The following is a 19,597-nucleotide window of genomic DNA, read 5'->3' as shown; positions in this document are numbered from 1 at the left end:
TAATGGCGAATTACATTTGACGTATTAAAATAAATTTTAACAAATGAATTGGAAGAATGTTTTATTAATAGGAGCTGTAACACTGTTACCCATTTCCATGATGGCCCAGGCAAATATTTTGAATGCCAAAAGGCCCGAGGAAATTGGAAAAAAAACAGAAGCGCAGAAAGCACTGGATAATGATGCTCCATTAGAATATGGTTACGTAGACGATAGGGATATCCTTTGGTCCAAGACCATATGGGAGGTTATTGACCTGGACGAGCGTGTTAATTTTCCATTGTATTATCCAATAGATACCGTAGATATTGGTGCCGACAGACGGTCTCTTTATGATGTTCTATTGAAGAATATCAAAAATGGAAAACTTAAAGATGTATATGTGGACTCTTATTTCACTGAGAAGAGAGAATTTAGTGATCTAGAAGCCACCTTGAAGAAGACAGATACCACAGATTACGGCTACGAACAGTACAATGCCGGTGAGGAAATTTCTCCTGAATATATTAACCAGAGAGAACTTACCGCGGCCGACTTGGAAGAATACCTCATAAAAGGAATGTGGTATTTTGACAAACGTCAAGGAGAGCTTAAGTACCGTTTATTGGGTATTGCCCCAGTTGCGCCAGACGTTAACTTCATTGATAACGACAATATGGATGCGGATGAAGCCAAAGTTGCCCTTTTCTGGGTATGGTTTCCGGGAGCTAGGCAGATATTACACGATGCCAAAGTTTTTAACCAGCGCAATTCTGCCCAACCCATTTCCTTTGATATGCTCTTGAATGCAAGACGGTTCAACGCTACTATTTACAAGGAAGATAACATTCACGGTGACCGTCGGGTTAAGGATTATGTGGCAGATAACGCCCTTTTCCAATTACTCGAGGCCAAACGTATTAAAGAAACTATCCGAGATAGGGAACAAGATATGTGGGCGTATTAGGTCTGTAGAATAATATTCCAATTCAATTCATAAAATGAAAGAGAGGTTGTCGAAAGGCAACCTCTCTTTTTATTCCCAAAAGTCAGTACCCATACCACGGATTTTTTAAAGATTATATACCTTTAACCCATGCAAGATTATTTAATCGTTGGGTTGGGATTGGCGGGCATTTCTTTCTGCGAGGTTCTGGAAAAAAACCAAAAGACCTTCACCGTAATAAACAATGACTCCCAGAAGGCTTCCCAAGTGGCCGGGGGGTTGTATAACCCGGTGATCTTAAAACGGTTTACATTGGCTTGGAAGGCAAAAGAACAACTGACCATGGCCTTTCCGTTCTATGCCGACTTAGAAAAAAAACTATCGGTAACCTTGGATTCTAGAATACCGGTCTACAGAAGGTTTGCCTCCGTTGAAGAACAAAATCTTTGGTTCGAAGCTGCTGACAGACCACAACTAGGACCCTACCTATCTACCAAAATTGTGCAAAACATAAATGCTGCAATCGATGCACCGCATGGCTATGGCGAAGTATTGCAAACAGGTCGTGTGAACACCAAAAAACTGATTTTTGAGTATGCCAATTATTTAAGAAGTAAGAACGTTTTGCAAGAAGAAGCTTTTGATTTTGAGGCACTACAAATGAAGGGAAATGCAATACGTTACAAGTCGCTAAAAGCCAAACATTTGGTTTTTGCGATGGGATTTGGTCTGGGAAAAGATCCATATTTCAACTATTTACCATTGAATGGAACAAAAGGCGAATTATTGACCGTTAAAATACCCAACCTAAGGGAAAGTAATATTATTAAATCCGGGGTGTTCATCATACCTCTTGGGAATGATCTTTACAGTGTCGGCGCAACCTACAAATGGAAAGACAAGACAAATATTCCCACGGAAGACGCCAAATCAGAGCTTTTGGAGAAGTTAGCATCTTTTTTAAAAGTGGATTATGAAGTTGTAAGCCATGTGGCCGGTATACGCCCAACGGTAAGCGACAGAAGACCTTTGGTAGGAAGGCATCCAGAACACCAAAATTTGTATGTCCTTAACGGATTGGGCTCTAGAGGGGTAATGATTGCTCCCTATGCCGCCAAACAACTATACCACTTCATAGAACAAGGAGCGCAACTAGATCCGGAAATGGATATTGCACGTTTTACAAATAAGCACTTTTTACCTCATAAATAATCTTCGGCCCATAACAGTGTTATAACTCCTTTTTTGCCTAGAAAATGCGCCCCACCAATTTTCATCCCCAAATAGGATGCTTCCATATGCGTTTTTTACTTTAGCGCCGGAAGGGCACTTAGTTTTACCAGCAAAGAAATACCATTCTTAAACTAAGTATGCTCTATGAGAATTTTCGTTTTACCCTTTTTTTTGATAACCGTGATGACGGTTTACGGACAAGAAACTTTTGCCCCGCCACAGACAGCTGCGGAAGTATTGGTTGGCCGGGCTATCAGAACTATTAAAATTGATGGTAAACTGAATGAAGCCGATTGGGAAAATGCAGTAATCACTGATGATTTTTTTAGAAGGGAACCAAGACAGGGTGGGGATTATAAGTACAAGACCGAAGTACGTTTTCTATACGATAACAAAAATTTATATGTAGGGGCGTTCTGTAGTGATTCTATAGGGATAAAGGGTATTAGGGTCCAAGACCTTAGACGCGATTTTACATGGGGGGAAAATGATATCATCGGTATCGCATTGGATCCACAGAACCTGAAACAATACGCAGTAGGGTTTCAAACCACACCGTATGGCAACCAGCGCGATTTTCAAAATTTCAATGGCGATTCCTTTGATATAGGATGGAACACCCTATGGCGTGTACGTACGCATAAAACAGCAACAGGATATTATGCGGAATTTGCCATCCCATTTAAGTCCTTGCGGTATGATTTGCCGGAAAAGGGAAAGGCTATAAGTTGGGGGATGACCCTTGTTCGCTACGCTCGACGAGATATTGAGGAAACTACTTTTCCGGCTATACCACAGTCGTTTACACCCTATAGAATGACCTATGCGGCAAAGTTAATAGGCATAGAACTCCCACCGCCAGCAGCGAACATACGGGTAGAACCCTATGCACTTTATCAATATGACGAAAGCAAAAGTGGCAATGGCACTTTAGATTCGTCCAATGATTTAAAAATGGGTGTAGATGTTAAATGGGCAATTACCCCAAAAGCAGTTGTTGATTTAACTGTGAACACTGATTTTGCCCAGGCAGATGTGGACAGAGCGGTAAACAACTTGGAGCGCTTTAATATTTTTTTTCCGGAACAAAGACAGTTCTTCTTAGAAAATTCTGGGATTTGGGCGGGTGCCAATAACTCATCAATAACTCCTTTTTTTAGTAGGAGGATAGGATTACAAGGCGAATTTAATGCTACACCTGCACCGATAGATGTAGGTGCCAGATACACTGAACGGAATGAAAAGAGGGCCATAGCTGGGTTGTACGTGCATCAACGCGAAGCAGATAATGCCCAGGCTGCTAATTTCTCCGTATTCCGATATCAACAGAATTATGGCAAAGAAAATAATGTTGGTGTTATGCTAACCCATAGATTGGATGAAAAAAGTAATGCTCTAGGCCTGGAAAACAGTAATAACACTACAATAACCATAGATGGTTTGGTACGCCCTAAAAGTGAATGGGGCATCAGTTATTTGGCTTCTGTGGCCACGGATGAGGTAACCGGAGATACCGGTTATGCCGCAAGACTTGCAGTGAACAACAATAGTAATAAGTTTAGTTTTGAATGGCTTACGGAGTTTATTGATGAGAAGTATAACCCCAGAATAGGATTTGTTCGCCAAAATAATATTGTAAGTCATAATCCCGGCGGATTTTATATCTGGCGCCCCAAAAAGGCAGATTGGATAAGACAATGGGATCCGGGAGTGTTCGTAAACTACAATCACGATGCCACCGGGACTCTGGAATTTCAACAGGCCAGCCTTTACATCTTTCCAGTATTTACATGGTTTAAAGACAACAGCTTTATCGAACTTTCCACCACGCCTACGTGGCAGAATATTAATTTTAATTTTGCACCTCTTGGACTGCAGATAGAGCAGGGAAGATATTTCTATAATCGATATCGCTTTAGATATCGAACGGATCGCTCTAAAAAATGGTCTGCCTCCATAGGAGCCGATTTTGGAAAGTTCTACGATGGGCAAAGAAATACCTATACGGCCGGAATTAGGTATGCCCCCATTCCCCATATAGCATTAACGGGTGATTATGAACATAACAATCTAAACAGCATAGGAATCAATTCCCAAGACTTGGAGACCGATTTGTATACGGCAAGCCTAAGATTGGCCCTAAACCCAAGAGCACAGCTCTCCACATTTTATCAGTTCAATTCTTTTGATGATCAGGGCAGATGGAATGTACGCCTTGGCTGGGAATATTCCCCATTGTCTTTTATTTATTTGGTTTTTAATGACTCCCAGATAAACAGCCTAGAACCAGTAATAAATAACCGGCAGTTTATTACCAAGATTACTTATCTTAAACAGTTCTAAAACAAAATGAACGGCAAATTAAAATCTACCTAAGGATGGGTCCTAAAGAAAATCATAATTTACTGGGAGGGTTAAAATGGTCCAGGTTTATGATGGTAATAACACTTATTTGGATATTAATTGCACTATTGCTTAGTTTTAAATATAGTATTTACCTTTTGTCGGTAGGTAAAGAGGTCCATTGGAGCCATCTTTTTTTATTTAATTTTAACTCCTCCGTACTGTGGATATTGCTTACCCCGCTGATTTTACTAATCACCAATATTTTGTTTGCCTCGTCATGGCAATGGTATACCATAGTATCCTTTCATTTATTGGTTGCAATGGTCCTCTTGCCAATACAGGGGTATCTTTTTTTAAGGTTGGATTACGAAACACAGAATATATTGGGCCTTTGGGGAGACCATATGAACTTTCCGCAATACCTGTCTAACTATTTTGGAGAGGTTTTGGTAGAAGGGTTTATCACTTACGTTATTTTAGTCGGATTGCTCACAGGGTATATGCTTTACTTAAGAAATAGGAAAGTCTCTGAGTTGAAGGCAAAACTAGAAGAAAATTTGGTGCAGTCCAGAATACAGAACCTTAAATATCAATTGCAACCGCACTTTCTATTTAATAGTATGCAGACCATTTCCAATTTAATCTATAAGGATGAAAAACTGGCCGATAAAGCAGTTACCAATCTAAGTGATATTCTAAGGTTTTCAATCAATCAACTGAACAATGACTTTACAGAGTTGGAAAAGGAGATCGATATTACCCAAAAGTATCTCAACTTTCAAAAACTTAGATTCGGTAATAAGATTAAATATTCGTTACAAGTTGAAGACGGATTAAGTTTGGTCCTCATCCCGGCTTTGTTGTTACAACCTTTGGTAGAAAATTCTATCAAACATGGATTTGCAAAGACAGGAAGACCAATGAAGATAAGAATAGAAATTAAGGCTACCGAAAAAACCTTGGTTTTGGCCGTTTTGGATGACGGGCCAGGTTTCAATATGGACGCTAAAAATACGATATTGGGTACTGGGCTTAACAACCTAAAAAACAGATTGGGTTATTTTTATAACAAAGATTTTGATTTAACTATTAAAGACCTTCATCCGGGTGCCAGTGTACAGATTACCATTCCTAAAAAACTAAGAGATGACTAGCTATACGGTATTGGTGGCGGATGATGAGGCACTTACCAGGGAAAGGATAGTGGCTCAGTTGAAAAAGTATCCAAACTTTAGGGTGGTGGCGCAAACCTCCAACGGTATGGAAACGTTAAAGGCCATTAAGTCCTATAAGCCCGATGTAGTGCTTTTGGACATAGAGATGCCCGTATTGAACGGTTTCGAAATCTTAAAGATCCTAACTCCGGCGGACTATCATATTTTGGTTTTTATTACCGCCCACGGCCAATATGCCATCAAAGCTTTTGAGCAGGAGGCCTTGGATTATTTACTGAAACCTTTTGATGATGTTAGGTTTGCCAAGTTGGTGAAGCGAATGCTCAAACATTTGGGTAAAGTGCAAATACCAGAGAATAAATATGTGCTGGCCAAGGATGGAAAGGAAGTACACCGCATACCATTGGCAGAAATCATTTATATAAAATCTGCCCTAAACTACGTTCTAATTTGCTTAAAAGACAAAGTGGTAAAAAAGAGAACTTCCCTTACTGCCATTCAAACCGAATTGGACCATCAGTTTTCTAGAATACATAGGAAGTACATAATCAATGAGTTGCAAATTCTCAAAATGAAGCACATTTGTCATGGAGATTATCTCTTTACCATGTCTAACTCCAAAAGCATCCCATCGTCTAAGTCGTATCGCGAGACGGTGAAACAACTCATCGGCTAAGCGTTCGTACCTAAATAAGATCATTTTATCCCACATAACCCATGTTTCCTCTATTTGCGGAGTAAATTGGAGAAACCCTAATTACTGAAATAATGAAAAACTCTAGAAGAGCCTTCATGAAAAACACGGTTGGCATGTCCTCCATATTCTTATTTCCCACCTATCAATTATTGGGCAACTCGCCAGTAGCCATTTTAAAAGGACTTGATCCGGAAATGGTACAAGAATTTGTACGAATCGCCCATTCCGATTTTAGTGTAGTGAAAACCATGTTGGAAAAAACGCCAACGCTTTTAAATGCCTCGTGGGACTGGGGAAACGGCGATTTTGAGACTGCCATGGGTGCCGCTGCCCATATGGGGTTGCATGAGGTTGTATCCTATTTGATGAGCAAAGGTTGTGCCCTAGATATTTTTGCCCTTAGCTTTTTGGGAAAAACAACCTTGGTAATAAATCTAATAGAAGCTTATCCACAATTGCTTAATGCTGTTGGTCCCCATGGGCTCACCTTGCTTCACCATACCAAAAAAGGAGGTGATAATGCCAAAGATCTACATGCCTATTTGTTAGAAAAAGGGCTAACCCAAACCATATTAAAGAATCGGTTCAAAGAAATATAATAGCGGCATAAAGGCCTATCTTGTAGTTATCCCCTCTTTGGATGCTGCGGGATCGTACTTAAAGAAAAAGTTGATCCAAATATTCCGAGATAGCCTAATGATAATGGGCAAAGAAAAAACCATGGTAACAACAATGGCGATGAAAGTATGTACCAAGGAGGCTCCGATGACCAAAAATGCGATCACAAACGCTGCCGAAGCAAAGATGATACCTACTGGATAACTTACATACATGGAGCCGTAAAAGAAGGATGGCTCTATCTTGTATTTTGTGTTACAATGAGAGCATCTTTCGTGCATTTTGAAAATATTGCTCAAATGGTATGGGTTTTTATCCCTGTACATGCTTTCCATTTGACATTTGGGACAAGTTCCTGTTAAAATACTGTACAGTTTGTTTCCTTTTTTTAACATTTGCAAAATGTTTATGCAAAATTATGGTTTTGCGCTGTTTTTCATTGTAACATAGGTCACAAATTATGCTTAATATCCACAATCTTTCGGTAGCTTTCGGCGGAGAATATCTGTTTGAGGAAATTTCATTTCGCCTAAACTCGGGTGACCGTGTTGGACTTATTGGTAAAAATGGAGCGGGCAAGTCAACCTTGTTAAAACTGTTGTCGAAGGAAATGGAATTCGATTCTGGGACCATTGCGATGGAAAAAGAAGTAAAAATTGGTTTCCTTAGACAAGATATTGATTTTGAGCAAGGAAGAACGGTTATGGAAGAGGCACATCAAGCCTTTGCAGAAATAAAACAGTTGGAATCGCAGTTGGAGGATATCAACCAACAACTGACCACTCGGACCGACTATGAGAGTGATAGCTATAGTCAGCTGATCGTAGATCTTAATGATCTTACCCATAGGTACGAAATTCTTGGGGGTTACAACTATCAGGGAGAATCGGAGAAAATACTTCAGGGACTCGGTTTCAAACGTCAAGATTTTAACCAAAAAACAGATACTTTTTCTGGCGGGTGGCGCATGCGTATAGAATTGGCCAAACTTTTACTGCAGAACAATGGGGTATTGCTGTTGGATGAGCCTACCAACCATTTGGATATAGAATCTATCATTTGGTTAGAGCAATTTCTCAAAAATTATACTGGTGCCGTGGTTATAGTATCACACGATAAGATGTTTTTGGATAATGTTACCAACAGAACCATAGAGATTTCACTAGGAAGGATTTACGATTATAGAAAACCCTACTCAAAGTACCTTAAACTGCGAGCCGAAATGAAGGAACAGCAGTTGAATGCCCAAAAAAACCAGGAAAAGGAAATACAACAAGCAGAACGGTTAATTGAGAAATTTAGGGCAAAATCTACCAAGGCCTCTATGGCCCAATCGCTTATTAAAAAGTTGGACAAAATAGAGCGTATAGAAGTAGACGAAGACGATAACAGCGTAATGAACCTTAGGTTCCCCATATCCATAACACCGGGAAAAGTAGTTACGGAAATAGAAGGGTTGTCTAAAAGCTATGGAAGTAACCACGTACTGCAAGACATAGACCTACTCATAGAACGCGATAGTAAAACTGCATTTGTAGGGCAAAACGGGCAGGGAAAATCTACTCTGGCCAAAATTATAGTAGGCGAATTGGACTGTGAAGGATTTGTGAAATTGGGACACAATGTTGAGATAGGTTATTTTGCTCAAAATCAGGCAGAGTATCTGGATGGAAATAAAACGATTTTGGATACTATGATCGACGCCGCCAATGAGAAAAATAGAAGCAAGGTACGCGATATTTTAGGCTCTTTTCTTTTTAGGGGAGATGATGTGGACAAATTTGTAAAAGTACTGTCAGGGGGCGAACGTAATAGGCTGGCCCTTGCCAAAATGCTCTTACAGCCCTTTAATGTCCTGGTAATGGACGAACCTACCAACCACTTGGATATTAAGTCCAAAAATGTTTTGAAACAAGCCTTGCAGCGCTTTGAGGGTACACTGATCTTGGTTTCCCATGATAGGGATTTTTTACAAGGACTCACCAATAAGGTGTATGAGTTTAAAGACCGTCGCATAAAAGAATACCTTGGGGACATAGACTACTATTTGGGCCAACGAAAAGTGGAAGATTTTAGGGCAATTGAAAAACAACAACAGATCAGCCGCAAAGTTGAGAAGGACACCTCTAGTAAAGAAATAGATTACGTAGCGCAAAAGAAGGTAAAATCACTAAAAAATAAACTTAGTGCTGTTGAAAGTAAGATTACGGCCTTGGAAAAAGATATTGCACAGATAGATCATGATCTGCTTATGAACTACGATCAGACTATTGCCAAACCCAACTTTTTTGATAGCTATCAACAGAAAAAGAAAGACTTGGAAACGTTGATGGAGCGCTGGGAAAAGATTACTTCAGACTTGGAAAAATAGCCTTATACAGGGCAATTCCGGATATTTTTGACTTGCTAAACCACAAAATATCATGGTTTCACAACAAAAACGGACACTTCATCGAGAATCTTGGTAGTTTATCAGTTATTCTATATAAATTTGTAGGGTAATTCTTTAGTATTGGATAAAGAACACATCCAAATCTTATTGTGGTATAAACCATAACTTATGAAAAAGCTATTTTTTATTTCGATTTTATGCCTGGCCATTTGCAATATGGCCTTCGCTAAGGTTCCAAGTAAAGAAAAGAAGGTATTGCTAGAGCTTTATAATAGTACCAACGGAGCCCATTGGGTAAAAAAGTGGGATCTCAAGGCATCGGTAGACAAATGGTATGGGGTGAAGGTTGAGAATAACCACATTGTGGGGATCAATCTTTTCAGAAATAATCTGATGGGCCCTATTCCTGTAGGTTTTAGCAAATTGGAACATCTTACTTCGCTTAACTTGGCATTCAATAGCCTTACCGGAGAGATTCCTAGTGATCTGGTATTGCTTACGCAATTGAAGGAACTTAGATTGGAGATGAATAGATTAAAGGGAGAACTTCCTAGCAATATAGGTGCCATGCAGAGCTTGGAAAAACTTACGGTGTTCAATAATTTTTTGGAAGGAAGAATTCCGGAAAGTATTGGTGAAATTGCAAGCTTAAAGGAGTTAAATCTTTCCAGCAATAATTTCATGGGGCGTATTCCACGTTCTATAGGCGACCTCTCTAAATTGGAAAGCCTTGGACTTTTTGAGAATGGGTTGTACGGTTCTATCCCAGCCGAATTGGGTAAGCTAGATCGATTACGGGAACTGGTATTGGCCAATAATCAATTGGGTGGAGAAATACCTGCTGAATTTGGACAATTGGCAAGCTTACAGATATTGCAAATACAGAACAACAAGTTTGATTCTTATAAAAACCTGCAGTTGATGGAATCTAAGGAATTTTTGGTTTTTGATTATGACAAAGAAGATGTAAAGGTTGATTTTAAAGACATCAATTTTAGTAAAACACGTATGGCGGACACAAAATTTGAAGATGTTGATGATGAGTAGTTAGTTATAGTTTAGTTAGTTTGGTTAAAAGGGATGCATTTTGCGTCCCTTTTTGGTTGCTGTATTTAGTAAATATTTAACATTAGTTGCACGCGCAACTAATCCCTTTTTAAGTAGCTTCGCGCTATGGAACCGAAGTACCCCATTATTGATTTTGACAATTCTATAGCACCTTGGTTGGGTAAGACCGCAAAAGTGGTGGATTATCATCTACAAGAAGCATTTCTCGGTGAAGGCTTAGACCTAAGTAAGGAGCAAATGGTTGTCCTTAAAAAACTACACCATAAAAATGGAATGAACCAGAATGAACTGGCATTCCTAACCCTAAGGGATAAATCCTCCCTGGCCCGCCTGCTCTCCAAAATGGAACGTAAAGGATATATAAGGAGAGAACAAAGTGAAACGGACAAACGCATCAATCATGTGTATTTAAGCGACTGCGGGCGCGAGGTATTTAAAAGGACCAGACCCATAATAAAAAAACTTATGTCCATAATGGAGCAGAATATTACAAAAGAAGAATCAAATCAAATGATTGCCACACTTCAGAAGATACAGTTTAACCTAACATCAAAAAAGGCATTCCTATAACCTGCGATATATGAGAAAATTAGTACTATCCATATTAGGCATTGTGTTGATCATAGCGGCGGTGTTTCTTGCAAAGAAGATTGCCGACAGCAAAACAAAACCAGCACCCAAGATTGAAAAGGTGGTTAAAATCGTTTTTGCCAAAACCGTACAGAACGGTACAGTTCCCATTATAGTTCCGGCCAATGGAAACCTTGTTGCAAAGCGTAGGGTAGAACTCTTTTCCGAAGTACAGGGTGTTTTTAGAAAAGGTAGCAAACTTTTTAAGACGGGTGAAACGTATAGGGCAGGAGAAACCATTATAAGTATAGATGCTTCTGAATATTATGCCAGCGTGCAATCTGCCAAAAGCAATCTGTACAATCTCATTACCTCCATAATGCCCGATCTACGGTTAGACTACCCAGACGTGTTCCCTAAATGGCAGACGTATCTTTCTGGTTTCGATATCAATAAGAGTACACCACCATTACCCGAAATGCCTTCGGAAAAAGAGAAGTACTTTATTTCGGGTCGGGGCATACTCACCAATTATTACAATGTTAAGAATTTGGAACAGCGTCTTTCAAAATATCGGATCGTTGCCCCCTTCAACGGGGTGTTAACCGATGCTTTGGTAACAGAGGGCAGTTTGGTAAGATCCGGACAAAAACTGGGAGAATTTATCAATACCGATGTATACGAGCTAGAAGTAGCCATTAGCAAAACCTATAGCGATCTATTAAAACTGGGCGAGACGGTAAGCTTGGTGAATTTAGAACGAACCAAGACCTACAAAGGCAAGGTGGCAAGGATTAACGGCCGTGTTGATCAGGCATCACAGACGATAAGGGCATTTATTGAAGTGAGTGATAAAAGCTTAAAAGAAGGGATGTATTTAGAGGCCAATTTAAATGCAAAAGAAGAAACCGATGCTATTGAAATAGACCGAGGGCTCTTGCTAGAGAACAACAGGGTATTTGTGGTACGAGATACAATTCTAGACCTAATTGATGTGAGACCCGTACATTTTTCCGATAAAAAAGTGGTGTTGAAAGACATCCCGGATGGGCTAACCATTGTTACAAAACCCGTGGTTGGTGCCTATGCAGGAATGTTAGTGAAAATTTATGAGGAAGAAGTTTCAAATACAGCTAAACTATGAGAAGCGTCATTGCCTATTTTATTAAGTATCATGTAGCTGTAAATGTAATTATCATTGCATTTTTCATATTTGGTATTGTTGGGGCCTTGTCATTAAAATCCTCTTTTTTCCCTTTGGTCGATTCCAAGAACATCGCTATTAACATTACGTACCCAGGTGCTTCACCCCAAGAGGTAGAAGAAGGTATTGTCCTTAAAATAGAAGATAACCTAAAAGGCTTGGAAGGGGTAGACAGGGTAACCTCTACCTCTAGGGAGAACAGCGGTACCATAGATGTGGAGATAGAGAAGGGAAGAGACATAGACTTTATGCTCTTGCAGGTTAAGAATGCCGTAGATCGTGTGCCCTCTTTCCCTACCGGTATGGAACCTTTGGTTGTTTCCAAGCGCGAGTCCATTAGGCAAACCATAAATTTTGCAATCAGTGGGGAAGATATTGATCTGGCCACGTTAAAACAGATTGGAAGGCAAATAGAAAATGATATCAGGGCCATTCCCGGAATATCACAGATAACAGTAACAGGATATCCTGATGAGGAAATAGAGATTGCAGTCAACGAGAACAATCTTTTGGCCTATGGCTTGTCTTTTGCCGAAGTATCACAAGCGGTGAGCAATGCCAATATTTTGGTTACCGGAGGTAATATAAAGACCAGTGCGGAAGAATACCTTATTAGGGCCAACAACAGATCATACTATGGCGATGAACTATCTAATTTAATTGTTAGGGCAGACCCCTCTGGCCAAACCATTCGTTTAAAAGATGTTGCCCAAATTCGGGACCGCTTCTCAGAGACTCCAAATGCATCCTATTTTGATGGTCAGCTTTCTGTGAATACCACAATTACCAGTACCAATACAGAAGATCTTATATCCTCTGCCGAAAAAGTGCGCGACTATATCGGGGTTTTTAACCAAAAGCACAACAACGTTCGGTTAAATGTGGTCAGCGATCAGTCCACTACGCTTACACAACGTACAGAACTGCTTACCGAAAATGCGATTATAGGGATGATTCTGGTATTGATATTCTTATCGCTCTTTTTAAATACGCGCTTGGCTTTTTGGGTAGCTTTTGGATTGCCCGTTGCCTTTTTGGGAATGTTTGTGTTTGCCGGATTTTTCGACGTAACCATTAATGTGCTATCCCTTTTTGGGATGATCATCGTAATTGGAATTTTGGTGGATGACGGTATTGTAATTGCCGAAAACATATATCAGCATTATGAGAAGGGAAAAACGCCCATACAAGCAGCGATCGACGGTACTATGGAAGTGATTCCCCCGATAGTATCAGCTATAATTACTACTATTTTGGCCTTCTCAATATTTCTGTTCCTAGACGGTAGAATAGGCGATTTCTTTGCCGAAGTTTCTGTAATCGTAGTGCTTACCCTTGTGGTATCCTTGGTAGAGGCCCTAATTATTTTGCCTGCGCATTTGGCCCATTCCAAGGCCCTACAGCCACAAGATGATAAACCCAAGAAGGGGCTTGGCAAAATGTTCTCCAAGCTAAGGATAATAAACAAAATAGGGGACGATACCATGTCTTGGCTGCGAGATAATATGTACGGTCCAACCTTACGGTTCGCCCTACGCTATAAATTACTCACGTTTTCCTTTTTTGTGGTAGCACTTGTACTGACTTTCGGGTCTATAGGAGGAGGCATTATCCGAACCTCATTTTTCCCCAGGATCGCCAGTGATAGAGTACAGGTAGAGCTACTGATGCCCAATGGTACCAACGAAGCTGTAACAGATTCCATCATCAGCATGATAGAGGAGAAATCCAAGATCGTAAATGGTGAATTTACAGAGAAATATTTTCAGGGATCGGAGAAAGAGCTTTTTAAGAATGTCATTAAAAGAGTGGGTCCCGGATCTTCGGCAGCTACGCTGACCATAAATTTACTCCCTGGGGAAGAACGGCCCAATGCCATAACTTCGGGTATGGTAACCAATAGACTGCGCGATGTTGTGGGCCCTGTAATAGGAGTAGAGAGCCTTATTTTTGGATCTGGCGGTAACTTCGGTGGTGATCCGGTATCCGTTTCATTACTAGGGTATAATATTGGGGAGCTGAAAGCGGCCAAAAACGAATTAAAAGCAGCGATGCTCAACAATGCTGCCCTTAAGGATGTGGCGGACAATGACCCCGCCGGTATTAAGGAAATTAGGTTAGATTTAAAAGAAAATGCCTATCTGCTTGGATTAGATCTGAGAACCGTAATGAACCAAGTACGAGCCGGATTTTTCGGCGTACAGGCCCAACGTTTTCAAAGGGGGCAAGACGAAATAAAAGTATGGGTTAGGTACGATCGTGCCAACAGATCTTCTATTACGGACTTGGATGAAATGCGTATTGTTGCACCCAATGGCAGTAGAGTACCTCTAAAAGAAATTGCAGACTATACTATTGAACGGGGAGATGTGGCGGTAAATCACCTGGACGGTCAACGCGAAATTCAGATTTCCGCTGATTTAAAGGATGACAAGACAACGAGTGCTACGGATATAATGACCGAGATAAGGACGCAGATAATGCCCGATATCCAATCACGATACCCTACGGTAAGTGCTTCCTACGAAGGGCAGAACAGAGAGGCAGGGAAACTTATAAGGTCGCTCAGATTTGTTGGGCTAAGCGTACTGGGCTTAATTTTCATCACTATCGCCTTTACTTTTCGCAGTTTTAGTCAGCCATTAATGCTCTTATTACTGGTTCCATTTAGTTTAACTGCGGTAGCATGGGGGCATTGGATCCACGATTTCCCCATTAATATATTGTCTATGCTGGGTATTATAGCCTTGATAGGGATTATGGTTAATGATGGGCTGGTACTCACAGGAAAATTCAATAGTAACCTGCGCGAAGGAATGAATTTTGATGATGCGATGTACGAGGCAGGACGCTCGCGTTTCAGGGCAATTTTTCTAACATCCATTACTACCATAGCCGGTTTGGCACCTTTAATGCTCGAAACCAGTAGACAAGCCCAATTCCTAAAACCAATGGCCATTTCCATTGCGTACGGCATAGGATTCGCCACGGTACTTACGTTACTGATGTTACCTATATTTTTAAGTTTTAGCAATAAGGTGAAAGTAAATACCAAATGGTTGGTCACTGGGAATGAGATTTCTAAGGAAGAGGTAGAACGGGCCATAAAAGAACAAAAAGAAGAGGCGTATTTACAGGGTGAAATGACGCTTACCCTTAATGGGTCCCAGAAAGTAGATCCGCAAAACAAACAAATATCCAAAGCATTAGAGGACACCGAAAAATGAGAACAACCTGCACGGCAATTATTCTTTTTTTTATAGTATTTACAGGACTTAGGGCACAAGAAAAATTACTTTCCAAAGAGGAAGCTGTAAACCTGGCATTGGAAAGCAACTTTGGGATTAAGGTGGCTAAAAACCAAGTGTTGATAGCAGATAACAATCAGGGTATTCTTAACTCTGGTTACTTGCCTACGGTAACCGGAACAGCAGGTGCCACCTACAACCGCAATGATACCAGAACGGAATTTCCAGGACAACTTTTGGATGACGGGAGCCCTAGGCCGGATATCACATTGGATAAGGCAGAAAGTCAACGTTATAGTTCCGCGGTCAATCTAAACTATACCCTGTTCGACGGCTTAGGAAGATTCTATAATTACAAACGCCTGCAAGAACAATATCAGCTTAGCGAATTGCAGGCTAGGGAAACTATAGAAAATACCGTTGTACAGCTCTTTAGCGTATATTTTGAGGTGGCCCGTTTGGAAGAGAACGAGAAAATATTCCAGCAGGCGTTAGAAATCTCCAAAGACCGGATTAAAAGGGCGGAATACGCGTTTGAGTATGGTCAGAATACAAAATTGGACATTCTAAATGCACAGGTCGATGTTACCAATGATAGTATTAACCTCTTAAACACCAAACAACAATTGGTTAATGCCAAGCGCGATCTTAACGTAGTGCTTAGTCAAGACCTAAATGAAATATATGTAGTTGATACTGTGGTCCGATTTATACCAAAACTACAGTTGGAAAGCTTTATGGCTGAAGCTAAAAACAACAATGTGGCCTTACTACAGAACGAGAAGAACTTGGCCATAAATTCTTATGACATCAAAGTAAACAGAGCTGGTTACTTACCTACATTGAATCTTACTGGGTCCTACGGTTGGAATAGAAATCAGAACGCACCCTCTGCTTTTTTGTCAGGAGCTATTTTTCCGGGTACCAATGCCAACATCAATAGCTTGTCTTTTGGAGCCAATCTAACTTGGAACCTGTTCGATGGAGGTGGAACCACGGTAAGGGTAAAGAATGCCAAAATTGCTTACGAAAATCAAGAACTGTTAAAAGAACAGGTTGCTTTGGAAGTAGATAGAGATATTTTAAACGCTATGGCCATCTACGAGAATAGGTTGAATATTTTTGAGATCCAGGAACAAAATGTGATTACCAATCAAAACAATTTTGAACGTTCCAAAGAGCAATTTCAATTGGGTAGAATTACCTCAATAGAATTTAGGCAGGCACAGATTAACCTCTTAAACGCTCAAACCAACAAAAATTTGGCCAAGTATGATGCTAAACTGGCCGAATTGCAATTGTTACAGCTTACGGGACAGTTGTTGAATGTGGATTTTTAACCCCCATGTTCCTTTGCCTTGCGAGACTTTAATTATTAGGAAATGTTATGTTGGAACAAGTTTTTCAGTGTCCTTATTGTTGGCAACAGATATCCATGCTTCTAGACACGTCCATTGCCGAACAAACATATATCGAGGATTGCGAGGTATGCTGTAATCCTATTGAACTTACCACTCGGTTTGAAAATGAGGTGCTTACCTCTCTAGAAGTGAGGAGTTTGGAGCAGTAGTGTTTAATAAAACGTGACCTTATGGCTCGCTCATGCGAAGACTGTCATAAAACACGGCTCAAAAAAACCTTTTAGTTATTTGATAATCAATGAGTAATGTTTAGGATGATAAATTTAGTTGTGGTCCACAACGGAATTTAGAAAAAATGGCCCAAATTTTGCATATTTCATAGTACCCCTACGAACTTAACCTACTAGCAAATGAAACAGTACCGTGTGCTGATCGTAGAGGATGAACCGTTGACCTGCAATGTCTATCAGTTAATCTTACAAGAACTTTCGGAGGATTCGAAAGAACTAAGATTTGACAGTGATGTATACCACAATTTTGAACCTGCACTAACCGCCATTGAGACCTCAGCCACTGGGCATCAGTGGTATGCGCTAGCTATTTTGGATTTGCGTCTAGTTTCTATTGATGGGGATACGGCCATGTATGGTAAGGAACTTGGCATAAGTCTAAGAAGGTATTCTCCCGAAACCAAAATCGTTATAATTACTTCCATAAAGGACAATTATTGTTTCTATACGTTACTTCGGAATATTAACCCGGAAGGTTTTTTGATTAAGGGCGAAATGGATTTTGTCTTATTAAAAAGTTATCTGCACGCTATTTTGGAGAACAACACGGCATATAGCAAAACCGTTGTGGATTTTCTACGTAGCGAAGTGTGTTTGGGGCTACCCATAGATCAAATCGATCGCAGCATACTGTATTACCTTTCCAAAGGAGAAAAGATAAAGGATTTACCCAATTTTTTGCCCTTATCCTTGTCTGGTATCGAAAAACGAAAAAAACGGCTGGCGGAGCTATTGGATTTGAATTCTAACGATGTATTCTCGCTTATAGCAGCGGCCAAAGAACGTGGCCTGCTATAATTTTTTGAATCTATATGGCTATATACCATACTGTTACCTTAAAGTAAGGGTTGGCCCTTACATATTGGGAGTGTTTTTTCACCCCCTTCGACACCCTTTTTTTTAGTTTCGAATTTTGGTAATGGAGCTCCTCCAATAAGAAGACCTTTTTACCGGAAATAACGACCCCCTTGTTAAAAGCACTGTAGTAATCCCGAGGTTTTCCACCTTACTACGGTCAATGAAATAACCTAAATAACATTACATTGAAGTTAAAGATTAAATCGGCATTATTGTTGCTCATATGCATACATATGATAAGTTGTCACAAGGAGAATTTAGTAGAAGATACGGAAGAGATTGCAATTACGCAGGAGACAGATTTTGAGACGGTTTCCATAGCGGAGTCCACGGCTTTTTTCAAAGAATTAAAAAACTCCAAGGCGTTTAAAGAAGGAAATGATATTGAACTAAATGTAGACCTTTCTACCATAGAACAGCTACCCATTAGTGATTCCGAGGAACAACTTAACATTATTACCGCTCAGACCAAATTTAAAAATGTAAACAGCTATGTTTTACAAATTAAAATTGATGGGGAACTGCAAACCGTATTGTTGAACGAGGTACCTACTGAAAAAGAGGCTGGCGATACCGCAGACAGGAGTAGAAGATTTACGGGCCATAGGGTTATGACCAACCTGCGCGGAACCGTGCTTAACAGTTATATGTACAAGGGAGGCAATTTACTGGGAGAGATTAGATTGCGTTCTTATGCCCTGCCAAGAAGTACCTGTATCGGAATTGCCTGTGGTATTCGTTTAAAGGAGGTGGTACTTACCGCTCCGGCACGTACTCCAAAATATGCACCGCCAAGGCCCGGCATTATGGGCATACACCAGTTTTGGAGATCTAATAACAATTATAGTTCCATGGGGCAGGCTTATGCCAATTATTATAGAAAAAAGGCACAAAAAGCCGTCTATGATAAAATAGATAGTGATGGCCTTAAAGGAAAGGAACGCTGCGTACATGAACTGTTGAATAAATATGCCAAGCACGAGACCAACTCCTTTCTTATGGAACTTTTGGAAAAATTTAGAGGAAAATCGGAGTTTGATATAGAGATCGTTTCTAAAAATGTAGTGGTAAATAGAGATCGTAATACGGGGCTAGTCAGGGAGGTTAATGGGAATACATCCCTTCCTTTAGGAAGCAGAACCATTAAGATTGAGATTAGTAGTAACCAATCAAGAAACAAATCGACATTGGATTTAGCAAGAACTATTATTCACGAGTACGTACATGCGGAAATGTTTCGAAAGTTAAATACTAGTGCTCCAACATCAGGGGACCTAGACTTTAGAGAAACCTATACACGCTATAAAAGCGGTATCTTTAGAGCAAGCCCTCAGCACAATACCATGGCGGATTTATATCTAAAGGAAATGGCGGCTACCCTTAGAAGCTTTCACCAGCAAAAGCTTCGGGCCGATTATAATTTTCTCTCGGATAATGGCAAGATTTCCATGGATCCTTTATACGATGCCCTAGCCTGGCAGGGATTAAGGAATGAGGGACTGGAGACTGAATTGTGGAATACTGTACCAGCAGGACGTAAGAGGGTATTGGAAGCAGCTCTTAGGGAACACCTGCCAGCTTTGACCAAGAGATGTCCAAATTAATAAGGTAA

16 protein-coding genes are annotated in these 19,597 nt (G+C 40.3%); 15 read left to right on the top strand and 1 reads right to left on the bottom strand.

Features of this window, described 5'->3' with window-relative positions; translation table 11 throughout:
• Nucleotides 1-43 precede the first annotated feature (43 nt).
• From gldN to ACEQ81_RS00305, 6 genes are all read left to right on the top strand, one after another.
• Nucleotides 44-946 carry a gliding motility protein GldN gene (gene gldN / locus ACEQ81_RS00330; RefSeq protein ID WP_411028848.1) on the top strand — a complete coding sequence of 301 codons (903 nt, stop codon included), beginning with the start codon at nucleotides 44-46 and terminating at the stop codon, nucleotides 944-946.
• A gap of 129 nt (nucleotides 947-1,075) precedes the next feature.
• On the top strand, nucleotides 1,076-2,137 hold the full coding sequence (locus ACEQ81_RS00325) for an NAD(P)/FAD-dependent oxidoreductase (RefSeq protein WP_411028847.1): 1,062 nt from the start codon (nucleotides 1,076-1,078) through the stop codon (nucleotides 2,135-2,137).
• 165 nt (nucleotides 2,138-2,302) lie between these two features.
• The gene (locus ACEQ81_RS00320; RefSeq protein WP_411028846.1) at nucleotides 2,303-4,501 is read left to right on the top strand and encodes a DUF5916 domain-containing protein; all 2,199 of its coding nucleotides are present in this window, start codon (nucleotides 2,303-2,305) and stop codon (nucleotides 4,499-4,501) included.
• Nucleotides 4,502-4,590: 89 nt separating this feature from the next.
• Nucleotides 4,591-5,658 (top strand): sensor histidine kinase, encoded by a 1,068-nt coding sequence (locus tag ACEQ81_RS00315; protein WP_411028845.1) that lies wholly within the window; start codon nucleotides 4,591-4,593, stop codon nucleotides 5,656-5,658.
• Entirely contained in the window at nucleotides 5,651-6,355 is a 705-nt protein-coding gene (locus tag ACEQ81_RS00310; RefSeq protein WP_411028844.1) for a LytR/AlgR family response regulator transcription factor, read from the top strand. The genes ACEQ81_RS00315 and ACEQ81_RS00310 overlap by 8 nt, the downstream gene beginning before the upstream one ends.
• Before the next feature lie 116 nt (nucleotides 6,356-6,471).
• Nucleotides 6,472-6,975, top strand: coding sequence for a hypothetical protein (locus ACEQ81_RS00305; RefSeq protein WP_411028843.1), 504 nt, complete (start codon nucleotides 6,472-6,474; stop codon nucleotides 6,973-6,975).
• Between the two features lie 15 nt (nucleotides 6,976-6,990).
• Here the strand turns inward: ACEQ81_RS00305 and ACEQ81_RS00300 are convergent, their stop codons facing one another.
• On the bottom strand, nucleotides 6,991-7,389 hold the full coding sequence (locus tag ACEQ81_RS00300) for a DUF983 domain-containing protein (RefSeq protein WP_411028842.1): 399 nt from the start codon (nucleotides 7,387-7,389) through the stop codon (nucleotides 6,991-6,993).
• Between the two features lie 65 nt (nucleotides 7,390-7,454).
• Between ACEQ81_RS00300 and ACEQ81_RS00295 the strand changes: the two genes are divergently transcribed.
• The 9 genes from ACEQ81_RS00295 to ACEQ81_RS00255 all read left to right on the top strand — a co-directional run bounded on the left by ACEQ81_RS00295 (nucleotide 7,455) and on the right by ACEQ81_RS00255 (nucleotide 19,589).
• Nucleotides 7,455-9,365: an ABC-F family ATP-binding cassette domain-containing protein gene (locus ACEQ81_RS00295; RefSeq protein WP_411028841.1), complete on the top strand. Its 1,911-nt coding sequence runs from the start codon at nucleotides 7,455-7,457 to the stop codon at nucleotides 9,363-9,365.
• 189 nt (nucleotides 9,366-9,554) lie between these two features.
• The gene (locus ACEQ81_RS00290) at nucleotides 9,555-10,433 is read left to right on the top strand and encodes a hypothetical protein (protein ID WP_411028840.1); all 879 of its coding nucleotides are present in this window, start codon (nucleotides 9,555-9,557) and stop codon (nucleotides 10,431-10,433) included.
• Nucleotides 10,434-10,559: 126 nt separating this feature from the next.
• Nucleotides 10,560-11,024 carry a MarR family winged helix-turn-helix transcriptional regulator gene (locus tag ACEQ81_RS00285; protein WP_411028839.1) on the top strand — a complete coding sequence of 155 codons (465 nt, stop codon included), beginning with the start codon at nucleotides 10,560-10,562 and terminating at the stop codon, nucleotides 11,022-11,024.
• Nucleotides 11,025-11,034: 10 nt separating this feature from the next.
• A complete protein-coding gene (locus tag ACEQ81_RS00280; protein WP_411028838.1) occupies nucleotides 11,035-12,168 on the top strand; it encodes an efflux RND transporter periplasmic adaptor subunit in 1,134 nt (377 codons plus the stop codon).
• Nucleotides 12,165-15,455, top strand: coding sequence for an efflux RND transporter permease subunit (locus tag ACEQ81_RS00275; protein ID WP_411028837.1), 3,291 nt, complete (start codon nucleotides 12,165-12,167; stop codon nucleotides 15,453-15,455). Before ACEQ81_RS00280 ends, ACEQ81_RS00275 begins: the two co-directional genes overlap by 4 nt.
• Nucleotides 15,452-16,816 carry a TolC family protein gene (locus tag ACEQ81_RS00270; RefSeq protein WP_411028836.1) on the top strand — a complete coding sequence of 455 codons (1,365 nt, stop codon included), beginning with the start codon at nucleotides 15,452-15,454 and terminating at the stop codon, nucleotides 16,814-16,816. The genes ACEQ81_RS00275 and ACEQ81_RS00270 overlap by 4 nt, the downstream gene beginning before the upstream one ends.
• A gap of 47 nt (nucleotides 16,817-16,863) precedes the next feature.
• Nucleotides 16,864-17,046: a CPXCG motif-containing cysteine-rich protein gene (locus ACEQ81_RS00265; RefSeq protein ID WP_411028835.1), complete on the top strand. Its 183-nt coding sequence runs from the start codon at nucleotides 16,864-16,866 to the stop codon at nucleotides 17,044-17,046.
• 201 nt (nucleotides 17,047-17,247) lie between these two features.
• The gene (locus tag ACEQ81_RS00260; RefSeq protein WP_411028834.1) at nucleotides 17,248-17,925 is read left to right on the top strand and encodes a hypothetical protein; all 678 of its coding nucleotides are present in this window, start codon (nucleotides 17,248-17,250) and stop codon (nucleotides 17,923-17,925) included.
• 245 nt (nucleotides 17,926-18,170) lie between these two features.
• On the top strand, nucleotides 18,171-19,589 hold the full coding sequence (locus tag ACEQ81_RS00255) for a hypothetical protein (protein WP_411028833.1): 1,419 nt from the start codon (nucleotides 18,171-18,173) through the stop codon (nucleotides 19,587-19,589).
• Nucleotides 19,590-19,597: the final 8 nt, after the last annotated feature.

The sequence above is a fragment of the Spongiimicrobium sp. 3-5 genome (genome assembly GCF_046557915.1).
Classification (GTDB): domain Bacteria; phylum Bacteroidota; class Bacteroidia; order Flavobacteriales; family Flavobacteriaceae; genus JBHEBG01.
Note: the sequence above shows the minus strand (reverse complement) of the source record. Positions and strands in the feature narration are given on the sequence as shown.